The organism is Citrobacter sp. R-1.5.2 (genome assembly GCF_035064245.1).
In the GTDB taxonomy this organism is placed as follows: domain Bacteria; phylum Pseudomonadota; class Gammaproteobacteria; order Enterobacterales; family Enterobacteriaceae; genus Citrobacter.
On the sequence record NZ_JASEYC010000023.1, the window covers coordinates 1 to 19037 of the forward strand.

General features: G+C 51.1%; 14 protein-coding genes, 4 tRNA genes and 1 pseudogene. 15 read left to right on the top strand and 4 right to left on the bottom strand.

Features of this window, described 5'->3' with window-relative positions; genetic code table 11:
• The first annotated feature begins 389 nt into the window (after window positions 1–389).
• Both murB and birA read left to right on the top strand, forming a co-directional pair.
• On the top strand, window positions 390–1418 hold the full coding sequence (gene murB / locus QMN38_RS24235) for a UDP-N-acetylmuramate dehydrogenase (RefSeq protein WP_323606248.1): 1029 nt from the start codon (window positions 390–392) through the stop codon (window positions 1416–1418).
• Complete coding sequence (birA, locus tag QMN38_RS24240) at window positions 1415–2377, top strand: bifunctional biotin--[acetyl-CoA-carboxylase] ligase/biotin operon repressor BirA (RefSeq protein ID WP_323606250.1); 963 nt, start codon at window positions 1415–1417, stop codon at window positions 2375–2377. The genes murB and birA overlap by 4 nt, the downstream gene beginning before the upstream one ends.
• A gap of 33 nt (window positions 2378–2410) precedes the next feature.
• On the opposite strand, the gene coaA is transcribed toward birA, so the two are convergent.
• Both coaA and QMN38_RS24250 read right to left on the bottom strand, forming a co-directional pair.
• Window positions 2411–3361, bottom strand: a complete 951-nt coding sequence (coaA, locus tag QMN38_RS24245; protein ID WP_271442069.1) for a type I pantothenate kinase — start codon at window positions 3359–3361, stop codon at window positions 2411–2413.
• Window positions 3362–3651: 290 nt separating this feature from the next.
• Window positions 3652–3732 (bottom strand): annotated as a pseudogene (locus QMN38_RS24250) (hypothetical protein); the annotation flags it as partial.
• 19 nt (window positions 3733–3751) lie between these two features.
• On the opposite strand from QMN38_RS24250, the gene QMN38_RS24255 reads away from it, so the two are divergent.
• From QMN38_RS24255 to rpoC, 13 genes are all read left to right on the top strand, one after another.
• Window positions 3752–3827: transfer RNA gene (locus QMN38_RS24255), tRNA-Thr, on the top strand.
• Window positions 3828–3835: 8 nt separating this feature from the next.
• Window positions 3836–3920: transfer RNA gene (locus QMN38_RS24260), tRNA-Tyr, on the top strand.
• A 114-nt stretch (window positions 3921–4034) separates the two neighbouring features.
• Window positions 4035–4109, top strand: a tRNA-Gly gene (locus tag QMN38_RS24265).
• Between the two features lie 5 nt (window positions 4110–4114).
• Window positions 4115–4190: transfer RNA gene (locus QMN38_RS24270), tRNA-Thr, on the top strand.
• A gap of 118 nt (window positions 4191–4308) precedes the next feature.
• Window positions 4309–5493, top strand: a complete 1185-nt coding sequence (gene tuf, locus QMN38_RS24275) for an elongation factor Tu (RefSeq protein WP_003031109.1) — start codon at window positions 4309–4311, stop codon at window positions 5491–5493.
• A 228-nt stretch (window positions 5494–5721) separates the two neighbouring features.
• Window positions 5722–6105 (top strand): preprotein translocase subunit SecE, encoded by a 384-nt coding sequence (gene secE, locus QMN38_RS24280; RefSeq protein ID WP_003033128.1) that lies wholly within the window; start codon window positions 5722–5724, stop codon window positions 6103–6105.
• A gap of 1 nt (window position 6106) precedes the next feature.
• On the top strand, window positions 6107–6652 hold the full coding sequence (gene nusG / locus QMN38_RS24285; protein WP_323606252.1) for a transcription termination/antitermination protein NusG: 546 nt from the start codon (window positions 6107–6109) through the stop codon (window positions 6650–6652).
• Window positions 6653–6807: 155 nt separating this feature from the next.
• The gene (gene rplK, locus QMN38_RS24290; RefSeq protein WP_003033122.1) at window positions 6808–7236 is read left to right on the top strand and encodes a 50S ribosomal protein L11; all 429 of its coding nucleotides are present in this window, start codon (window positions 6808–6810) and stop codon (window positions 7234–7236) included.
• 3 nt (window positions 7237–7239) lie between these two features.
• Window positions 7240–7947, top strand: a complete 708-nt coding sequence (gene rplA, locus QMN38_RS24295) for a 50S ribosomal protein L1 (RefSeq protein ID WP_198907431.1) — start codon at window positions 7240–7242, stop codon at window positions 7945–7947.
• 417 nt (window positions 7948–8364) lie between these two features.
• Entirely contained in the window at window positions 8365–8862 is a 498-nt protein-coding gene (gene rplJ / locus QMN38_RS24300; RefSeq protein ID WP_005132895.1) for a 50S ribosomal protein L10, read from the top strand.
• Between the two features lie 66 nt (window positions 8863–8928).
• Window positions 8929–9294 carry a 50S ribosomal protein L7/L12 gene (rplL, locus tag QMN38_RS24305; RefSeq protein WP_003033114.1) on the top strand — a complete coding sequence of 122 codons (366 nt, stop codon included), beginning with the start codon at window positions 8929–8931 and terminating at the stop codon, window positions 9292–9294.
• 320 nt (window positions 9295–9614) lie between these two features.
• A complete protein-coding gene (gene rpoB / locus QMN38_RS24310) occupies window positions 9615–13643 on the top strand; it encodes a DNA-directed RNA polymerase subunit beta (protein ID WP_199948064.1) in 4029 nt (1342 codons plus the stop codon).
• 76 nt (window positions 13644–13719) lie between these two features.
• Entirely contained in the window at window positions 13720–17943 is a 4224-nt protein-coding gene (rpoC, locus tag QMN38_RS24315) for a DNA-directed RNA polymerase subunit beta' (RefSeq protein WP_005132891.1), read from the top strand.
• A 108-nt stretch (window positions 17944–18051) separates the two neighbouring features.
• Here the strand turns inward: rpoC and QMN38_RS24320 are convergent, their stop codons facing one another.
• Window positions 18052–18369, bottom strand: coding sequence for a PTS lactose/cellobiose transporter subunit IIA (locus tag QMN38_RS24320; protein WP_137383233.1), 318 nt, complete (start codon window positions 18367–18369; stop codon window positions 18052–18054).
• Window positions 18370–18373: 4 nt separating this feature from the next.
• Window positions 18374–18679, bottom strand: a complete 306-nt coding sequence (locus QMN38_RS24325; protein ID WP_271450395.1) for a PTS sugar transporter subunit IIB — start codon at window positions 18677–18679, stop codon at window positions 18374–18376.
• Between the last annotated feature and the right edge of the window lie 358 nt (window positions 18680–19037).

Genomic DNA, 19037 nt, shown 5'->3' on the forward strand with positions numbered 1-19037 from the left:
CAGGACGCCCGCCATAAACTGCCAGGCATCAAATAAGTGAAGAAGCCCATCCTGCCGGATGGGCTTTTTTGCGTCTGCGCGGGGTGGAAACCGCCGGATGCGGCGTATCGCCTTATCCGGCCTACAACGGCACCACAAGGTAGGCCTGATAAGCACAGCGCATCAGGCACTCCCGGCGATACCTTGCCGGAAGTAGCGTCCCGTCTTATCCGGCTTACAGCAGCCTGCACCATTATCTATGCATCCGTTCCTGCAGGCCTGATAAGCGCAGCGCATCAGGCACATCGCGGCACCATCGGGCACAAAGCAACCCCCCACGCTTCCATAAAACAAGCCATCCTGCGGCATATGCGGTAAACTAAGCGCGATTTTGCATCAGGAAAGCGTCTATGAATCACTCCCTTAAAGCCTGGAACACCTTCGGCATTGACCAGTCTGCCATCGAGATTGTTTGTGCTGAAAATGAGCAACAACTATTGAACGCCTGGCAAGCTGCCAATGTATTAAACCATCCGGTACTGATTCTGGGTGAGGGGAGTAACGTCCTGTTCCTCGATAATTTCCATGGCACGGTGATCGTCAACCGTATCAAAGGTATAGAGGTTACAGAGAAGCCTGACGCGTGGTATCTACACGTTGGGGCTGGTGAGAACTGGCATCATCTGGTACAGCATACATTGCAACTTGGCATGCCTGGGCTGGAAAACCTGGCGCTTATTCCCGGCTGTGTTGGCTCATCGCCAATCCAGAACATTGGTGCTTATGGTGTGGAACTTCAGCGTGTTTGCGAATATGTGGACTGCATTGAACTGGCGACCGGTAAGCATCTGCGTGTAAGTGCTGCGGAATGTCGTTTCGGGTATCGTGACAGTATCTTTAAGCATGAGTATCAGGATCGCGTCGCGATTGTAGCCGTCGGTCTGCGTTTGTCTAAACAGTGGCAGCCCGTACTGACATACGGCGATTTGACGCGTCTGGATCCTGCAACGGTCACACCTCATCAGGTGTTTGATTCCGTCTGCCACATGCGAACAACAAAGCTGCCCGATCCAAAAGTGAACGGTAATGCGGGAAGCTTCTTTAAAAACCCGGTTGTCACCGCAGATATTGCGCAGGAACTCCTGTCACAATTCCCGACCGCACCTCACTATCCCCAGGCCGATGGCTCAGTGAAGCTGGCCGCTGGCTGGCTTATCGATCAGTGTCAGCTCAAAGGCATGCGTATTGGTGGCGCAGCAGTACATCAACAACAGGCACTGGTACTGATCAATGCGGGTAATGCGACGAGCCAGGATGTCGTGCAACTTGCACATCATGTACGACATAAAGTGGGGGAGAAGTTTAATGTCTGGCTTGAGCCAGAGGTTAGATTTATGGGCCCGCAGGGTGAAGTGAATGCTGTGGAGATCATCGCATGAAGGATAATACCGTCCCCCTGACGCTCATCTCATTATTGGCTGATGGCGAATTCCATTCAGGTGAGCAACTCGGTGAAAAACTGGGAATGAGTCGTGCAGCGATTAACAAACACATCCAGACGTTACGCGACTGGGGCGTTGATGTATTTACTGTTCCAGGTAAAGGCTACAGCTTACCAGAGCCCATCCAACTGCTAGACTCATCCGTTATTCATTCTCAACTGGGTGGCGGAAACATCACCGTTCTACCCGTAATTGATTCAACCAACCAGTATCTGCTGGATCGAATTGGGCAACTGACATCCGGAGATGCCTGCGTAGCGGAGTATCAGCAGGCTGGTCGTGGCCGACGTGGGCGTAAATGGTTCTCGCCATTTGGTGCTAACCTGTATCTCTCTATGTTCTGGCGCCTGGAGCAGGGCCCGGCAGCGGCGATTGGCCTGAGTCTGGTCATTGGTATCGTCATGGCTGAGGTTTTACGCGATCTGGGGGCGGATAAAGTCCGTGTGAAATGGCCTAATGATCTCTACCTGCTCGATCGAAAACTGGCCGGCATTCTGGTTGAGCTCACCGGAAAGACGGGTGATGCCGCGCAGATCGTTATTGGTGCCGGAATTAACATGTCTATGCGCCGGGTAGAAGAGAATGTGGTTAATCAGGGGTGGATTAACTTACAGGAAGCAGGCATAAACATTGACCGTAATACGCTTGCGGCCCGGCTGATCCGCGAGCTTCGTGCTGCGCTGATACTGTTTGAGCAAGAGGGGTTGGTGCCTTATTTATCACGCTGGAAGGTACTTGATAACTTTATCAACCGCCCAGTTAAACTCATTATTGGCGATAAAGAAATATTTGGTATCTCGCGAGGAATAGATGCACAAGGTGCACTATTGCTTGAACAGAATGGCAAGATAACACCATGGATGGGCGGAGAAATATCGCTCAGAAGTGCCGAATAATAAGAAGGGGAGCATCGGCTCCCCTTTTTTTATTTATTTTCTTAACCTGACTTGCTCAACGGCATGATTGGCGCTCTTGGTCATGATTAAACTGGCTCGCTCACGCGTAGGTAGTATATTTTGTTTTAAATTCAACCAGTTAATCTCTTTCCAGAGCGACATTGCTGTATTGACAGCCTCATCCTCGGACAATTTCGCGTAGTTATGGAAATAAGAGTCAGGATTGGTAAATGCCCCTTCACGGAATTTCAGGAATCGATTGATGTACCACGTCTGGAGTAATTCCTCTGGCGCGTCAACGTAAATAGAAAAATCGACGAAGTCAGAAACAAATACATGATGCGGGTCGTGGGGGTAGTCCATTCCGCTTTGTAATACATTTAACCCTTCGAGAATCAATATATCCGGCTGGGCAACTGTTTTGTCGCCATCAGGGATCACATCATAGATCAGATGTGAATAGACCGGTGCGGTGACGTTAGGGACGCCTGACTTCAGGTCGGAAACAAATTTTACCAGACGGTGCATATCATAAGACTGGGGGAAGCCTTTCTTCTTCATGAGCCCGCGTTCTTTCAACACCTGGTTTGGGTGAAGGAAACCATCGGTCGTAATCAGCTCAACTTTGCGGTGCTCTGGCCAGCGGCTCAGCAGTGCCTGCAAAACGCGCGCGGTTGTGCTTTTACCAACTGCAACACTGCCTGCAATACTAATGATATAAGGAATACGCTGGCCGTTTGTGCCTAAAAATTGCTCCAGAACAGCCTGGCGTCGCAGGTTTGAACTGATGTAAAAATTTAGCAAACGCGATAGAGGCAAATAAATCTCAGCAACTTCTTCCAGCGATAAGTCTTCGTTAATGCCTTTCAGACGAGCAATCTCTTCCTCGGTCAGGGTCATCGGCACTGAATCACGAAGCGCAGCCCACTGGTTGCGATCAAACTGTAGGTAAGGCGACGTTAACGCTTGCTCTTTTATACTCATACGCATGGTCTGGCTGTCATTGCTATATCAGGTCAGTGATAAAAAACGAAATCATCCCCGGCACGCAATGGCACGCACATTTCAGTTAATTTGGACAATGGGCAGGAGGGTAACACCAGATGAGGGGGAATAATAAGAAAAAATCGTCCCCTGAAAAGCATTGTGACGAGTATTCCAGATGTATAAAGATGTGCTTTCTCTCTGTCCGAACGTGAATAACGGAGCAAAACCCTCTCCGGTTATAAGGCCCAGCGTTGGAAATTTGTGCAATTCAGACAAGAAATAGATTATTTATCGGACGTATAGTGCAAAATGTGAGCGGAAGAACATTTTATGCAATTTTTTAGTTGCATGAGCACGCAGGTATCCATAAAATGCGCGCTACTTGATGCCGACTTAGCTCAGTAGGTAGAGCAACTGACTTGTAATCAGTAGGTCACCAGTTCGATTCCGGTAGTCGGCACCATCAAGTCCGGTGGGGTTCCCGAGCGGCCAAAGGGAGCAGACTGTAAATCTGCCGTCACAGACTTCGAAGGTTCGAATCCTTCCCCCACCACCACTTTCTGGCAGCGTTATCGCCGCCTGAGTTGGTTAAAAAATTTAATCAGCTCAAACAAAAAGAGAGAAATCTCTTTTTTGTTACAGAAAGAACTGGGTAGCCGAGTTTCAGGATGCGGGCATCGTATAATGGCTATTACCTCAGCCTTCCAAGCTGATGATGCGGGTTCGATTCCCGCTGCCCGCTCCAGACGTGCTGATATGGCTCAGTTGGTAGAGCGCACCCTTGGTAAGGGTGAGGTCCCCAGTTCGACTCTGGGTATCAGCACCACTTCACTTCTCCTTCCCGTTTCTCTCTGTTTACTTTTAAAAGCATTCAACAGCTCAGGTATATTGCCTGGTTGATGTGGTGATATCACCGATTTATCCGTGTCTTAGAGGGACAATCGATGTCTAAAGAAAAATTTGAACGTACTAAACCGCACGTTAACGTCGGTACTATCGGCCACGTTGACCATGGTAAAACAACGCTGACCGCTGCAATCACTACCGTTCTGGCTAAAACCTACGGCGGTGCTGCTCGCGCATTCGATCAGATCGATAACGCGCCGGAAGAAAAAGCACGTGGTATCACCATCAACACTTCTCACGTTGAATATGACACCCCGACTCGCCACTACGCGCACGTAGACTGCCCGGGCCACGCCGACTATGTTAAAAACATGATCACCGGTGCTGCGCAGATGGACGGCGCGATCCTGGTTGTTGCTGCGACTGACGGCCCGATGCCGCAGACTCGTGAGCACATCCTGCTGGGTCGTCAGGTAGGCGTTCCGTACATCATCGTGTTCCTGAACAAATGCGACATGGTTGATGACGAAGAGCTGCTGGAACTGGTAGAAATGGAAGTTCGTGAACTTCTGTCTCAGTACGATTTCCCGGGCGACGACACGCCGATCGTTCGTGGTTCTGCTCTGAAAGCGCTGGAAGGCGAAGCAGAGTGGGAAGCGAAAATCATCGAACTGGCTGGCTTCCTGGATTCTTACATCCCGGAACCAGAGCGTGCGATTGACAAGCCGTTCCTGCTGCCTATCGAAGACGTATTCTCCATCTCCGGTCGTGGTACCGTTGTTACCGGTCGTGTAGAACGCGGTATCATCAAAGTTGGTGAAGAAGTTGAAATCGTTGGTATCAAAGAGACTGCCAAGTCTACCTGTACTGGCGTTGAAATGTTCCGCAAACTGCTGGACGAAGGCCGTGCTGGTGAGAACGTTGGTGTTCTGCTGCGTGGTATCAAACGTGAAGAAATCGAACGTGGTCAGGTACTGGCTAAGCCGGGCTCTATCAAGCCGCACACCAAGTTCGAATCTGAAGTGTACATTCTGTCCAAAGACGAAGGCGGCCGTCATACTCCGTTCTTCAAAGGCTACCGTCCGCAGTTCTACTTCCGTACTACTGACGTGACGGGTACCATCGAACTGCCGGAAGGCGTAGAGATGGTAATGCCGGGCGACAACATCAAAATGGTTGTTACCCTGATCCACCCGATCGCGATGGACGACGGTCTGCGTTTCGCAATCCGTGAAGGCGGCCGTACCGTTGGCGCGGGCGTTGTTGCCAAAGTAATGAGCTAATTGCCGATAACATTTGACGCAATGCGCAATAAAAGGGCATCATTTGATGCCCTTTTTGCACGCTTTCACACCAGAACCTGGCTCATCAGTGATTTTTTTTGTCATAATCATTGCTGAGACAGGCTCTGAAGAGGGCGTTTAGTCCGAAACGCACCAGAGCATTTCGGTTTGGATCGCCTCGCTTACGCGGGGTGAAAATGTTTGTAGATACTTCTGACAGGTTGGTTTATGAGTGCGAATACCGAAGCTCAAGGAAGCGGGCGCGGCCTGGAAGCGATGAAGTGGGTTGTTGTCGCTGTATTGCTGCTTGTAGCTATCGTTGGCAACTACCTCTATCGTGACATGATGCTGCCGCTGCGTGCGCTGGCCGTAGTGATTCTGATTGCCGCAGCGGGTGGTGTCGCGCTGTTGACTACAAAAGGTAAAGCGACCGTTGCTTTTGCCCGTGAAGCGAGAACCGAAGTCCGTAAGGTCATTTGGCCAACTCGCCAGGAAACGCTGCACACCACGCTGATCGTTGCTGCGGTCACTGCGGTAATGTCACTGATCCTGTGGGGACTGGATGGTATTCTGGTTCGCCTGGTATCCTTTATCACTGGCCTGAGGTTCTAAGATGTCTGAAGCCCCTAAAAAGCGCTGGTACGTCGTTCAGGCGTTTTCCGGTTTTGAAGGCCGCGTAGCGACCTCGCTGCGTGAGTATATCAAGTTACAAAATATGGAAGAGTTGTTTGGTGAAGTCATGGTACCGACCGAAGAAGTGGTCGAAATCCGTGGCGGCCAGCGTCGCAAAAGCGAGCGTAAATTCTTCCCGGGCTATGTACTGGTCCAGATGGTAATGAATGATGCAAGCTGGCACCTGGTGCGTAGCGTGCCGCGTGTGATGGGCTTTATCGGCGGTACATCTGACCGTCCGGCACCTATCAGCGACAAAGAAGTTGATGCGATCATGAACCGCTTGCAGCAGGTTGGTGATAAGCCACGTCCGAAAACGATGTTTGAGGCAGGTGAAATGGTTCGTGTTAGCGACGGTCCGTTCGCTGACTTTAACGGTGTGGTTGAAGAAGTGGATTACGAGAAGTCTCGTCTGAAAGTTTCCGTGTCTATCTTCGGTCGTGCGACTCCAGTTGAACTGGACTTCGCTCAGGTTGAAAAAGCCTAACACGTCGATCAAAAAAGCGACGATTTAATCGTTGCACAAGGCGCGAGATTGAAATACAATTTCGCGCCTTTTGTTTTTATGGATTCTGTCCGTAAAACGAATTTAATCACGGGGAGCCTCCTTGAGGCGCTATAACCCAACTAGAGGAATTTAGAATGGCTAAGAAAGTCCAAGCCTATGTCAAGCTGCAGGTTGCAGCTGGTATGGCTAACCCGAGCCCGCCGGTAGGTCCAGCACTGGGTCAACAAGGCGTGAACATCATGGAATTCTGCAAAGCGTTCAACGCAAAAACTGATTCCATGGAAAAAGGTCTGCCGATTCCGGTTGTTATCACCGTTTACGCTGACCGTTCTTTCACTTTCGTTACCAAAACGCCTCCGGCAGCAGTACTGCTGAAGAAAGCGGCTGGTATCAAGTCTGGTTCCGGTAAGCCGAACAAAGACAAAGTGGGTAAAATTTCCCGCGCTCAGCTGCAGGAAATCGCGCAGACCAAAGCTGCCGACATGACTGGTTCCGACATTGAAGCGATGACTCGCTCCATCGAAGGTACTGCACGTTCCATGGGCCTGGTAGTGGAGGACTAAGAAATGGCTAAACTGACCAAGCGCATGTCCGTGATCCGTGACAAAGTTGATGCTACTAAACAGTACGATATCAACGAAGCTATCGCTCTGCTGAAAGAGCTGGCCACTGCTAAATTCGTAGAAAGCGTAGACGTTGCCGTTAACCTCGGCATCGACGCACGTAAATCTGACCAGAACGTACGTGGTGCAACTGTACTGCCGCACGGTACTGGCCGTTCCGTTCGCGTAGCCGTATTTACCCAGGGCGCAAACGCTGAAGCTGCTAAAGCTGCAGGCGCTGAGCTGGTAGGTATGGAAGATCTGGCTGACCAGATCAAAAAAGGCGAAATGAACTTTGACGTTGTTATTGCTTCCCCGGATGCAATGCGCGTTGTTGGCCAGCTGGGCCAGGTTCTGGGTCCGCGTGGCCTGATGCCAAACCCGAAAGTTGGTACTGTAACGCCGAACGTTGCTGAAGCCGTTAAGAACGCTAAAGCAGGTCAGGTTCGTTACCGTAACGACAAAAACGGCATCATTCACACTACCATCGGTAAAGTGGATTTTGACGCTGACAAACTGAAAGAAAACCTGGAAGCTCTGCTGGTTGCGCTGAAAAAAGCTAAACCGACTCAGGCTAAAGGCGTGTACATCAAGAAAGTTAGCATCTCCACCACCATGGGTGCTGGTGTTGCCGTTGATCAGGCTGGTCTGAGCGCGTCTGCGAACGTCTAAGATTAGCTTTACGTGGGCGGTGATTTTGTCTACAATCTTACCCCCACGTTTCTGTTGAAATAAACAGAACTCTATGTGAGTCATCTGAATTGTAGCAAGGCAGCAATTGAGTGAATCGCCGGGAGTGTAGTTAACTACATGACCGGTGTGAGCGAGAGCAGCTAACGCGACTACAGTTCAAAGGACGAAGTCATAGACAAGATTTGTTCGTTGGAGCCTGGCCTATCCAGGCCTCCGTCGAAGACCGCAGGTGTTTCGTCAGAAACTTAATGCCCTGCGTAGACGGTGACAGAACGCTAAGATTATTTCTGATACTCTGGCTTGTTTCTGCTCACCGTATTTAGACGCTCTCTCCGTTGGGGGGAGTGAAGTGAGTTCCGGAACATGAGTTCCGGCAAACATCCAGGAGCAAAGCTAATGGCTTTAAATCTTCAAGACAAACAAGCGATTGTTGCTGAAGTCAGCGAAGTAGCCAAAGGCGCGCTGTCTGCAGTAGTTGCGGATTCCCGTGGCGTAACTGTAGATAAAATGACTGAACTGCGTAAAGCAGGTCGTGAAGCTGGCGTATACATGCGTGTTGTTCGTAACACCCTGCTGCGCCGCGTCGTTGAAGGTACTCAGTTCGAGTGCCTGAAAGACACGTTTGTTGGTCCGACCCTGATTGCATACTCTATGGAACACCCGGGCGCTGCTGCTCGTCTGTTCAAAGAGTTCGCGAAAGCGAATGCAAAATTTGAGGTCAAAGCCGCAGCCTTTGAAGGTGAGTTGATTACGGCGTCGAATATCGATCGTCTGGCAACTCTGCCAACCTACGAAGAAGCAATTGCACGCCTGATGGCAACCATGAAAGAAGCTTCGGCTGGCAAACTGGTTCGTACTCTGGCTGCTGTACGCGATGCGAAAGAAGCTGCTTAATCGCAGTTATCTTACTCAAGCATCTGCTTACGTATAAACTTATTCTGATTTTCAGGAACAATTTAAATGTCTATCACTAAAGATCAAATCATTGAAGCAGTATCCGCTATGTCCGTAATGGACGTTGTAGAACTGATTTCTGCAATGGAAGAAAAATTCGGTGTTTCCGCTGCTGCTGCTGTAGCTGTAGCTGCTGGCCCGGCTGAAGCTGCTGAAGAAAAAACTGAATTCGACGTAATTCTGAAAGCTGCTGGCGCTAACAAAGTTGCTGTTATCAAAGCAGTACGTGGCGCAACTGGCCTGGGTCTGAAAGAAGCTAAAGACCTGGTAGAATCTGCTCCGGCTGCCCTGAAAGAAGGCATCAGCAAAGACGACGCAGAAGCACTGAAAAAATCTCTGGAAGAAGCTGGCGCTGAAGTTGAAGTTAAATAAGCCAACTTTTCTGGTTGCAGCCTAAGAAATTAGGCTGATGGCTGGTGACTTTTTAGTCACCAGCCTTTTTGCGCTGTAAGGCGCCAGTAGCATTTCACACTGTTTGACTACTGCTGTGCCTTTCAATGCTTGTTTCTATCGACGCCTTAATATACTGCGACAGAGCGCCAGTTCTGTGTAAATCGCAATGAAATGGTTTAAGCGTGATAGCAACAGGCATTGCGGAAAGTATTCGATTTTCCGGTCAACAAAATAGTGTTGCACAAACTGTCCCTTCGTCGGACAGATGGGTCGACTTGTCAGCGAGCTGAGGAACCCTAATGGTTTACTCCTATACCGAGAAAAAACGTATTCGTAAGGATTTTGGTAAACGTCCACAAGTGTTGGACATACCTTATCTCCTTTCTATCCAGCTTGACTCGTTTCAGAAGTTCATCGAGCAAGATCCTGAAGGGCAGTATGGTCTGGAAGCAGCTTTCCGTTCCGTTTTCCCGATTCAGAGCTACAGCGGTAATTCCGAGCTGCAATACGTCAGCTACCGCCTTGGCGAACCGGTGTTTGACGTTCAGGAATGTCAGATCCGTGGCGTGACCTATTCCGCACCGCTGCGCGTAAAACTGCGTCTGGTGATCTACGAGCGCGAAGCGCCGGAAGGCACCGTAAAAGACATTAAAGAACAAGAAGTCTACATGGGCGAAATTCCGCTCATGACTGACAACGGTACCTTTGTTATCAACGGTACTGAGCGTGTTATCGTTTCTCAGCTGCACCGTAGTCCTGGCGTCTTCTTTGACTCCGACAAAGGTAAAACCCACTCTTCGGGTAAAGTGCTGTATAACGCGCGCATCATTCCTTACCGTGGTTCCTGGCTGGACTTCGAATTCGATCCGAAGGACAACCTGTTCGTACGTATTGACCGTCGCCGCAAACTGCCAGCGACCATTATTCTGCGTGCACTGAACTACACCACTGAGCAGATTCTGGATCTGTTCTTTGAGAAAGTTGTCTTTGAAATTCGCGACAACAAGCTGCAGATGGAGCTGGTGCCGGAACGCCTGCGTGGTGAAACCGCATCCTTTGACATTGAAGCTAACGGCAAAGTCTACGTCGAAAAAGGTCGTCGCATCACTGCGCGCCACATTCGCCAACTGGAAAAAGACGATATCAAGCATATCGAAGTTCCGGTTGAGTACATTGCGGGTAAAGTTGCGGCTAAAGACTACGTTGACGAATCCACTGGCGAGCTGATCTGCGCAGCTAACATGGAGCTGAGCCTGGATCTGCTGGCTAAGCTGAGCCAGTCTGGTCACAAGCGTATCGAAACGCTGTTCACTAACGATCTGGACCACGGTCCGTACATTTCTGAAACTGTACGTGTCGACCCAACCAACGATCGTCTGAGCGCACTGGTAGAAATCTACCGTATGATGCGTCCTGGTGAGCCGCCGACACGCGAAGCTGCTGAAAGCCTGTTCGAGAACCTGTTCTTCTCCGAAGACCGCTATGACCTGTCTGCGGTTGGTCGTATGAAGTTCAACCGTTCTCTGCTGCGCGACGAAATCGAAGGTTCCGGTATCCTGAGCAAAGACGACATCATTGAAGTGATGAAGAAGCTCATCGATATCCGTAACGGTAAAGGCGAAGTCGATGATATCGACCACCTTGGCAACCGTCGCATCCGTTCCGTAGGCGAAATGGCGGAAAACCAATTCCGCGTTGGCCTGGTACGTGTTGAGCGTGCGGTGAAAGAGCGTCTGTCTCTGGGCGATCTGGATACCCTGATGCCTCAGGATATGATCAACGCCAAGCCGATTTCTGCAGCAGTGAAAGAGTTCTTCGGTTCCAGCCAGCTGTCTCAGTTTATGGACCAGAACAACCCACTGTCTGAGATTACGCACAAACGTCGTATCTCCGCACTCGGCCCAGGCGGTCTGACCCGTGAACGCGCAGGCTTCGAAGTTCGAGACGTACACCCGACTCACTACGGTCGCGTATGTCCAATCGAAACGCCTGAAGGTCCGAACATCGGTCTGATCAACTCCCTGTCCGTGTATGCACAGACTAACGAATACGGCTTCCTTGAGACTCCGTATCGTAAAGTAACCGACGGTGTTGTAACTGACGAAATTCATTACCTGTCTGCTATTGAAGAAGGCAACTACGTTATCGCTCAGGCGAACTCCAACCTGGATGACGAAGGCCACTTTGTAGAAGATCTGGTTACCTGCCGTAGCAAAGGCGAATCCAGCTTGTTCAGCCGCGACCAGGTTGACTACATGGACGTATCCACCCAGCAGGTGGTTTCCGTCGGTGCGTCCCTGATCCCGTTCCTGGAACACGATGACGCCAACCGTGCATTGATGGGTGCGAACATGCAACGTCAGGCGGTTCCGACTCTGCGTGCTGATAAGCCGCTGGTTGGTACCGGTATGGAACGTGCTGTTGCCGTTGACTCCGGTGTTACTGCAGTTGCTAAGCGTGGCGGTACTGTTCAGTACGTGGATGCTTCCCGTATCGTTATCAAAGTTAACGAAGACGAGATGTACCCGGGCGAAGCAGGTATCGACATTTATAACCTGACCAAATATACCCGTTCTAACCAGAACACCTGTATCAACCAGATGCCATGTGTGTCTCTGGGCGAACCGGTTGAACGTGGTGATGTGCTGGCTGACGGTCCGTCCACCGACCTCGGTGAACTGGCACTGGGTCAGAATATGCGCGTGGCATTCATGCCATGGAACGGTTACAACTTCGAAGACTCCATCCTCGTATCCGAGCGTGTTGTCCAGGAAGACCGTTTCACCACCATCCACATTCAGGAACTGGCCTGTGTGTCCCGTGACACCAAGCTGGGGCCGGAAGAGATCACCGCTGACATCCCGAACGTGGGTGAAGCTGCACTCTCCAAACTGGATGAATCCGGTATCGTTTACATTGGTGCGGAAGTCACCGGTGGCGACATTCTGGTTGGTAAGGTAACGCCGAAAGGTGAAACCCAACTGACGCCAGAAGAGAAGCTGCTGCGTGCAATCTTCGGTGAGAAAGCGTCTGACGTTAAAGACTCTTCTCTGCGCGTGCCAAACGGTGTTTCCGGTACGATTATCGACGTTCAGGTCTTTACTCGCGATGGCGTAGAAAAAGACAAACGTGCGCTGGAAATCGAAGAAATGCAGCTGAAGCAGGCTAAGAAAGACCTGTCTGAAGAACTGCAGATCCTCGAAGCTGGCCTGTTCAGCCGTATCTACGCTGTGCTGGTTGCCGGTGGTGTTGAAGCTGAGAAGCTCGACAAACTGCCACGCGATCGCTGGCTGGAACTCGGCCTGACCGACGAAGAGAAACAAAATCAGCTGGAACAGCTGGCTGAGCAGTACGACGAACTGAAACACGAGTTCGAGAAAAAACTCGAAGCGAAACGCCGTAAAATCACACAGGGCGACGATCTGGCACCGGGCGTGCTGAAGATTGTTAAGGTTTATCTGGCGGTTAAACGTCGGATCCAGCCTGGTGATAAAATGGCAGGTCGTCACGGTAACAAGGGTGTAATTTCTAAGATCAACCCGATCGAAGATATGCCACATGATGCTAACGGTACGCCGGTAGACATCGTACTGAACCCGCTGGGCGTACCATCGCGTATGAACATCGGTCAGATCCTTGAAACCCACCTGGGTATGGCTGCGAAAGGTATCGGCGATAAGATCAACGCCATGCTGAAACAGCAGCAGGAAGTCGCGAAACTGCGCGAATTCATCCAGCGTGCTTACGATCTGGGTTCAGATGTTCGTCAGAAAGTTGACCTGAATACCTTCAGCGATGAAGAAGTTCTGCGTCTGGCTGAAAACCTGAAAAAAGGTATGCCTATCGCAACGCCGGTGTTCGACGGTGCGAAAGAGTCTGAAATCAAGGAACTGTTACAGCTGGGTGGCCTGCCGACTTCCGGTCAGATCACACTGTTCGACGGTCGTACCGGTGAGCAGTTCGAGCGCCAGGTTACCGTTGGCTACATGTACATGCTGAAACTGAACCACCTGGTTGATGACAAGATGCATGCGCGTTCTACCGGTTCTTACAGCCTGGTTACTCAGCAGCCGCTGGGTGGTAAGGCGCAGTTCGGTGGTCAGCGCTTCGGGGAGATGGAAGTGTGGGCGCTTGAAGCATATGGCGCAGCATACACCCTGCAGGAAATGCTCACCGTTAAGTCTGATGACGTGAACGGTCGTACTAAGATGTATAAGAACATCGTGGACGGCAACCATCAGATGGAACCAGGCATGCCAGAATCCTTCAACGTACTGTTGAAAGAGATTCGTTCGCTGGGTATCAACATCGAGCTGGAAGACGAGTAACTCTCGATCAAACAGGTCACTGGTGCTGGCTTAACCGCCAGCGCCAGATTGTGCTAACTCCGACGGGAGCAAATCCGTGAAAGATTTATTAAAGTTTCTGAAAGCGCAGACTAAAACCGAAGAGTTTGATGCGATCAAAATTGCGCTGGCCTCGCCAGACATGATCCGTTCATGGTCTTTCGGTGAAGTTAAGAAGCCGGAAACCATTAACTACCGTACGTTCAAACCTGAGCGTGACGGCCTTTTCTGCGCCCGTATCTTTGGGCCGGTAAAAGACTATGAGTGCCTGTGCGGTAAGTACAAGCGCCTGAAACACCGTGGTGTGATCTGTGAGAAGTGCGGCGTTGAAGTGACCCAGACTAAAGTACGCCGTGAGCGTATGGGCCACATCGAGCTGGCGTCTCCGACTGCTCACATCTGGTTCCTGAAATCTCTGCCGTCCCGTATCGGTCTGCTGCTCGATATGCCACTGCGCGATATCGAACGCGTACTGTACTTCGAATCTTATGTTGTTATCGAAGGCGGTATGACTAACCTGGAACGTCAACAGATCCTGACTGAAGAGCAGTATCTGGACGCGCTGGAAGAGTTCGGTGACGAATTCGACGCGAAGATGGGTGCGGAAGCCATCCAGGCCCTGCTGAAGAGCATGGATCTGGAGCAAGAGTGTGAAACTCTGCGCGAAGAGCTGAACGAAACCAACTCCGAAACCAAGCGTAAGAAGCTGACCAAGCGTATCAAACTGCTGGAAGCCTTCGTACAGTCTGGCAACAAGCCAGAGTGGATGATCCTGACCGTTCTGCCGGTTCTGCCGCCAGATCTGCGTCCGCTGGTTCCGCTGGATGGTGGTCGTTTCGCAACCTCAGATCTGAACGATCTGTATCGTCGCGTGATCAACCGTAACAACCGTCTGAAACGTCTGCTGGATCTGGCTGCGCCGGACATCATCGTACGCAACGAAAAACGTATGCTGCAGGAAGCGGTCGACGCCCTGCTGGATAACGGTCGTCGCGGTCGTGCGATCACCGGTTCTAACAAACGCCCTCTGAAATCTTTGGCCGATATGATCAAAGGTAAGCAGGGTCGTTTCCGTCAGAACCTGCTCGGTAAGCGTGTTGACTACTCCGGTCGTTCTGTAATCACCGTAGGTCCATACCTGCGTCTGCATCAGTGCGGTCTGCCGAAGAAAATGGCACTGGAACTGTTCAAACCGTTCATCTACGGCAAACTGGAACTGCGTGGCCTCGCCACCACCATCAAAGCCGCTAAGAAAATGGTTGAGCGTGAAGAAGCTGTCGTTTGGGATATCCTGGACGAAGTTATCCGCGAACACCCGGTACTGCTGAACCGTGCACCAACACTGCACCGTCTGGGTATCCAGGCATTTGAACCGGTACTGATCGAAGGTAAAGCTATCCAGCTGCACCCGCTGGTTTGTGCGGCATATAACGCCGACTTCGATGGTGACCAGATGGCTGTTCACGTACCGCTGACGCTGGAAGCCCAGCTCGAAGCGCGTGCGCTGATGATGTCTACCAACAACATCCTGTCCCCGGCGAACGGCGAACCTATCATCGTTCCGTCTCAGGACGTTGTATTGGGTCTGTACTACATGACCCGTGACTGTGTTAACGCCAAAGGCGAAGGCATGGTGCTGACTGGCCCGAAAGAAGCTGAGCGTATTTATCGCGCAGGTCTGGCCTCTCTGCATGCGCGCGTTAAAGTGCGTATCACCGAATACGAAAAAGATGAAAACGGTGAATTCGTAGCGAAAACCAGCCTGAAAGACACGACTGTTGGCCGTGCCATTCTGTGGATGATCGTACCGAAAGGTCTGCCTTTCTCCATCGTCAACCAGGCGCTGGGCAAGAAAGCTATCTCCAAAATGCTGAACACCTGTTACCGCATTCTGGGCCTGAAGCCGACCGTTATCTTCGCTGACCAGACCATGTACACCGGCTTTGCTTATGCAGCGCGTTCAGGGGCATCTGTTGGTATTGATGACATGGTCATCCCAGAGAAGAAACACGAGATCATCTCTGAAGCAGAAGCTGAAGTTGCTGAGATCCAGGAGCAGTTCCAGTCTGGTCTGGTAACCGCGGGCGAACGCTATAACAAAGTTATCGATATCTGGGCTGCGGCGAACGATCGTGTATCCAAAGCGATGATGGATAACCTGCAAACTGAAACCGTTATTAACCGTGACGGCGTAGAAGAGCAGCAGGTTTCCTTCAACAGCATCTACATGATGGCCGACTCCGGTGCGCGTGGTTCTGCAGCACAGATTCGTCAGCTGGCAGGTATGCGTGGTCTGATGGCGAAGCCAGATGGCTCCATCATCGAAACGCCAATCACCGCGAACTTCCGTGAAGGTCTGAACGTACTCCAGTACTTCATCTCCACGCACGGTGCGCGTAAAGGTCTGGCGGATACCGCACTGAAAACAGCGAACTCCGGTTATCTGACTCGTCGTCTGGTTGACGTCGCGCAGGATCTGGTCGTTACTGAAGACGATTGTGGCACGCTGGAAGGCATCACCATGACCCCGGTTATCGAGGGTGGTGACGTTAAAGAGCCGCTGCGCGATCGCGTTCTGGGTCGTGTGACTGCTGAAGACGTTCTGAAGCCGGGTACGGCGGATATTCTGGTTCCTCGTAATACGCTGCTGCACGAACAGTGGTGTGACCTGCTGGAAGAGAACTCCGTTGACTCCGTCAAGGTACGTTCCGTTGTATCCTGTGACACCGACTTTGGTGTATGTGCGCACTGCTACGGTCGTGACCTGGCGCGTGGCCACATCATCAACAAAGGTGAAGCAATCGGTGTTATCGCGGCACAGTCCATCGGTGAACCGGGTACACAGCTGACGATGCGTACGTTCCACATCGGTGGTGCGGCATCTCGTGCGGCTGCTGAATCCAGCATCCAGGTGAAAAACAAAGGTAGCATCCGTCTGAGCAATGCGAAGTCGGTTGTGAACTCCAGCGGTAAACTGGTTATCACCTCACGTAACACCGAACTGAAACTGATCGACGAATTCGGCCGTACCAAAGAAAGCTATAAAGTGCCTTACGGCTCTGTTATGGCGAAAGGTGATGGCGAACAGGTTGCTGGCGGCGAAACCGTAGCAAACTGGGATCCGCATACCATGCCGGTTATCACCGAAGTGAGTGGTTTCGTCCGCTTCACCGACATGATCGACGGCCAGACCATTACTCGTCAGACCGACGAGCTGACCGGTCTGTCTTCGCTGGTGGTTCTGGATTCTGCAGAGCGTACTGCGGGTGGTAAAGACCTGCGTCCGGCACTGAAAATTGTTGATGCTCAGGGCAACGACGTTCTGATCCCAGGCACTGACATGCCTGCTCAGTACTTCCTGCCGGGTAAAGCGATTGTTCAGCTGGAAGATGGCGTACAGATCAGTTCTGGTGACACCCTGGCGCGTGTTCCGCAGGAATCCGGCGGTACCAAGGATATCACCGGTGGTCTGCCTCGCGTTGCGGATCTGTTCGAAGCCCGTCGTCCGAAAGAGCCGGCTATCCTGGCAGAAATCAGCGGCATCATTTCCTTCGGTAAAGAAACCAAAGGGAAACGTCGTCTGGTTATCACTCCGGTAGATGGCAGCGAACCGTACGAAGAGATGATTCCGAAATGGCGTCAGCTCAACGTGTTCGAAGGTGAACGTGTAGAACGTGGTGACGTAGTTTCCGACGGTCCGGAAGCGCCGCACGATATCCTGCGTCTGCGTGGTGTGCATGCTGTAACTCGTTACATCGTTAACGAAGTTCAGGACGTATACCGTCTGCAGGGTGTTAAGATTAACGATAAACACATCGAAGTTATCGTTCGTCAGATGCTGCGTAAAGCCACCATCGAAAATGCGGGTAGCTCCGACTTCCTCGAAGGCGAGCAGGTTGAATACTCTCGCGTCAAGATCGCTAACCGCGAGCTGGAAGCGAACGGCAAAGTGGGTGCAACATTCTCCCGCGATCTGCTGGGTATTACCAAAGCGTCTCTGGCAACCGAGTCCTTCATCTCTGCAGCATCGTTCCAGGAAACCACGCGTGTCCTGACCGAAGCCGCTGTTGCAGGTAAACGTGATGAACTGCGCGGTCTGAAAGAGAACGTCATCGTGGGTCGTCTGATCCCGGCTGGTACCGGTTATGCGTACCACCAGGATCGTATGCGCCGCCGCGCAGCAGGCGAACTGCCAGCTGCACCGCAGGTCACTGCTGAAGATGCTTCTGCCAGCCTGGCAGAGCTGTTGAACGCAGGTCTGGGCGGTTCTGATAACGATTAATCGTTGTTGACCCTAATAAAAAACCCGCTTCGGCGGGTTTTTTTATATCTATGTTTATGCCTGGCGGCGCTGCGCTTATCAGGCCTAAGAAGCCATTCGGTAGCACCATCAATTTACCGGCGGTAAGCGCCGATAAAGTTCAATCATGTCGCCCGCCAGATCCTGAATCACCATCGCGTTCATCAAATGGTCCTGCGAATGGACGGTGATGAGATTGACCGGTAACTTTCCCGTACCTTCGTCTATACCGATAAGTTGGGTCTGAATTTTATGCGCTTGTTTAACGAACTCGCGTGATTCCGTCATCGCTTGTTCTGCACCCGTGAAATCACCTTTACGCGCCAGTTGCAGCGCTGTGAGGGCCTGGCTGCGGGCAGCACCCGCATTCACGAGTAATTCCATGATGATTGTTTCTAACTCTTCCATGCCATTACTCCAGTAACTTCAGTGCTTTATCCAGTACGGCATCACCTTTCATCATGCCGTAATCCATCATATCGATAACGGCGACCTTTTTGCCTAGCGGGTCGGCAAGCGCCTGAAGTTTGGCCTGTTCATACTTAACCTGCGGACCGAGTAAAACAATATCTGCAGTGGCGATATTTTCTTCAAATTCAGCCACCGGGACTGCTTTGATAGCCACATCGACGCCTTTTTTCTGGGCGGCATCTTTCATCCTTTGCACCAGCATGCTGGTGGACATCCCAGCGGCACAGCATAAAACGATGTTTTTCATAGTGAGTCTCGATCAACGGGTATTTATTGATAATTATCTCGTGCGGGCAACAGCAACAACCGCTTTGCGACGATTGTGTGTCTGGCATCACAAAGAAATGCCATTTTTTCTGAAACCGGTTACAAGCGGGGCTCTGGCCGGCCTGGTCTGACCCAAAAAGCAGTTTTTCCCATAGTGTTCAGGCGTAGATATTAATAATTACTGTCAATAAAGACATGTTATTAAAAACAGTATTGACACTGTTTTTTAAACCCGTATGTTAATACTTAACAGCGGAGAAATAGTCATTTGCTGTTAAATTAGTAAGTGTTAGTAGCGTTTGATAGGGGGTTGCGATAAGGGCCACGAAATATTCTGT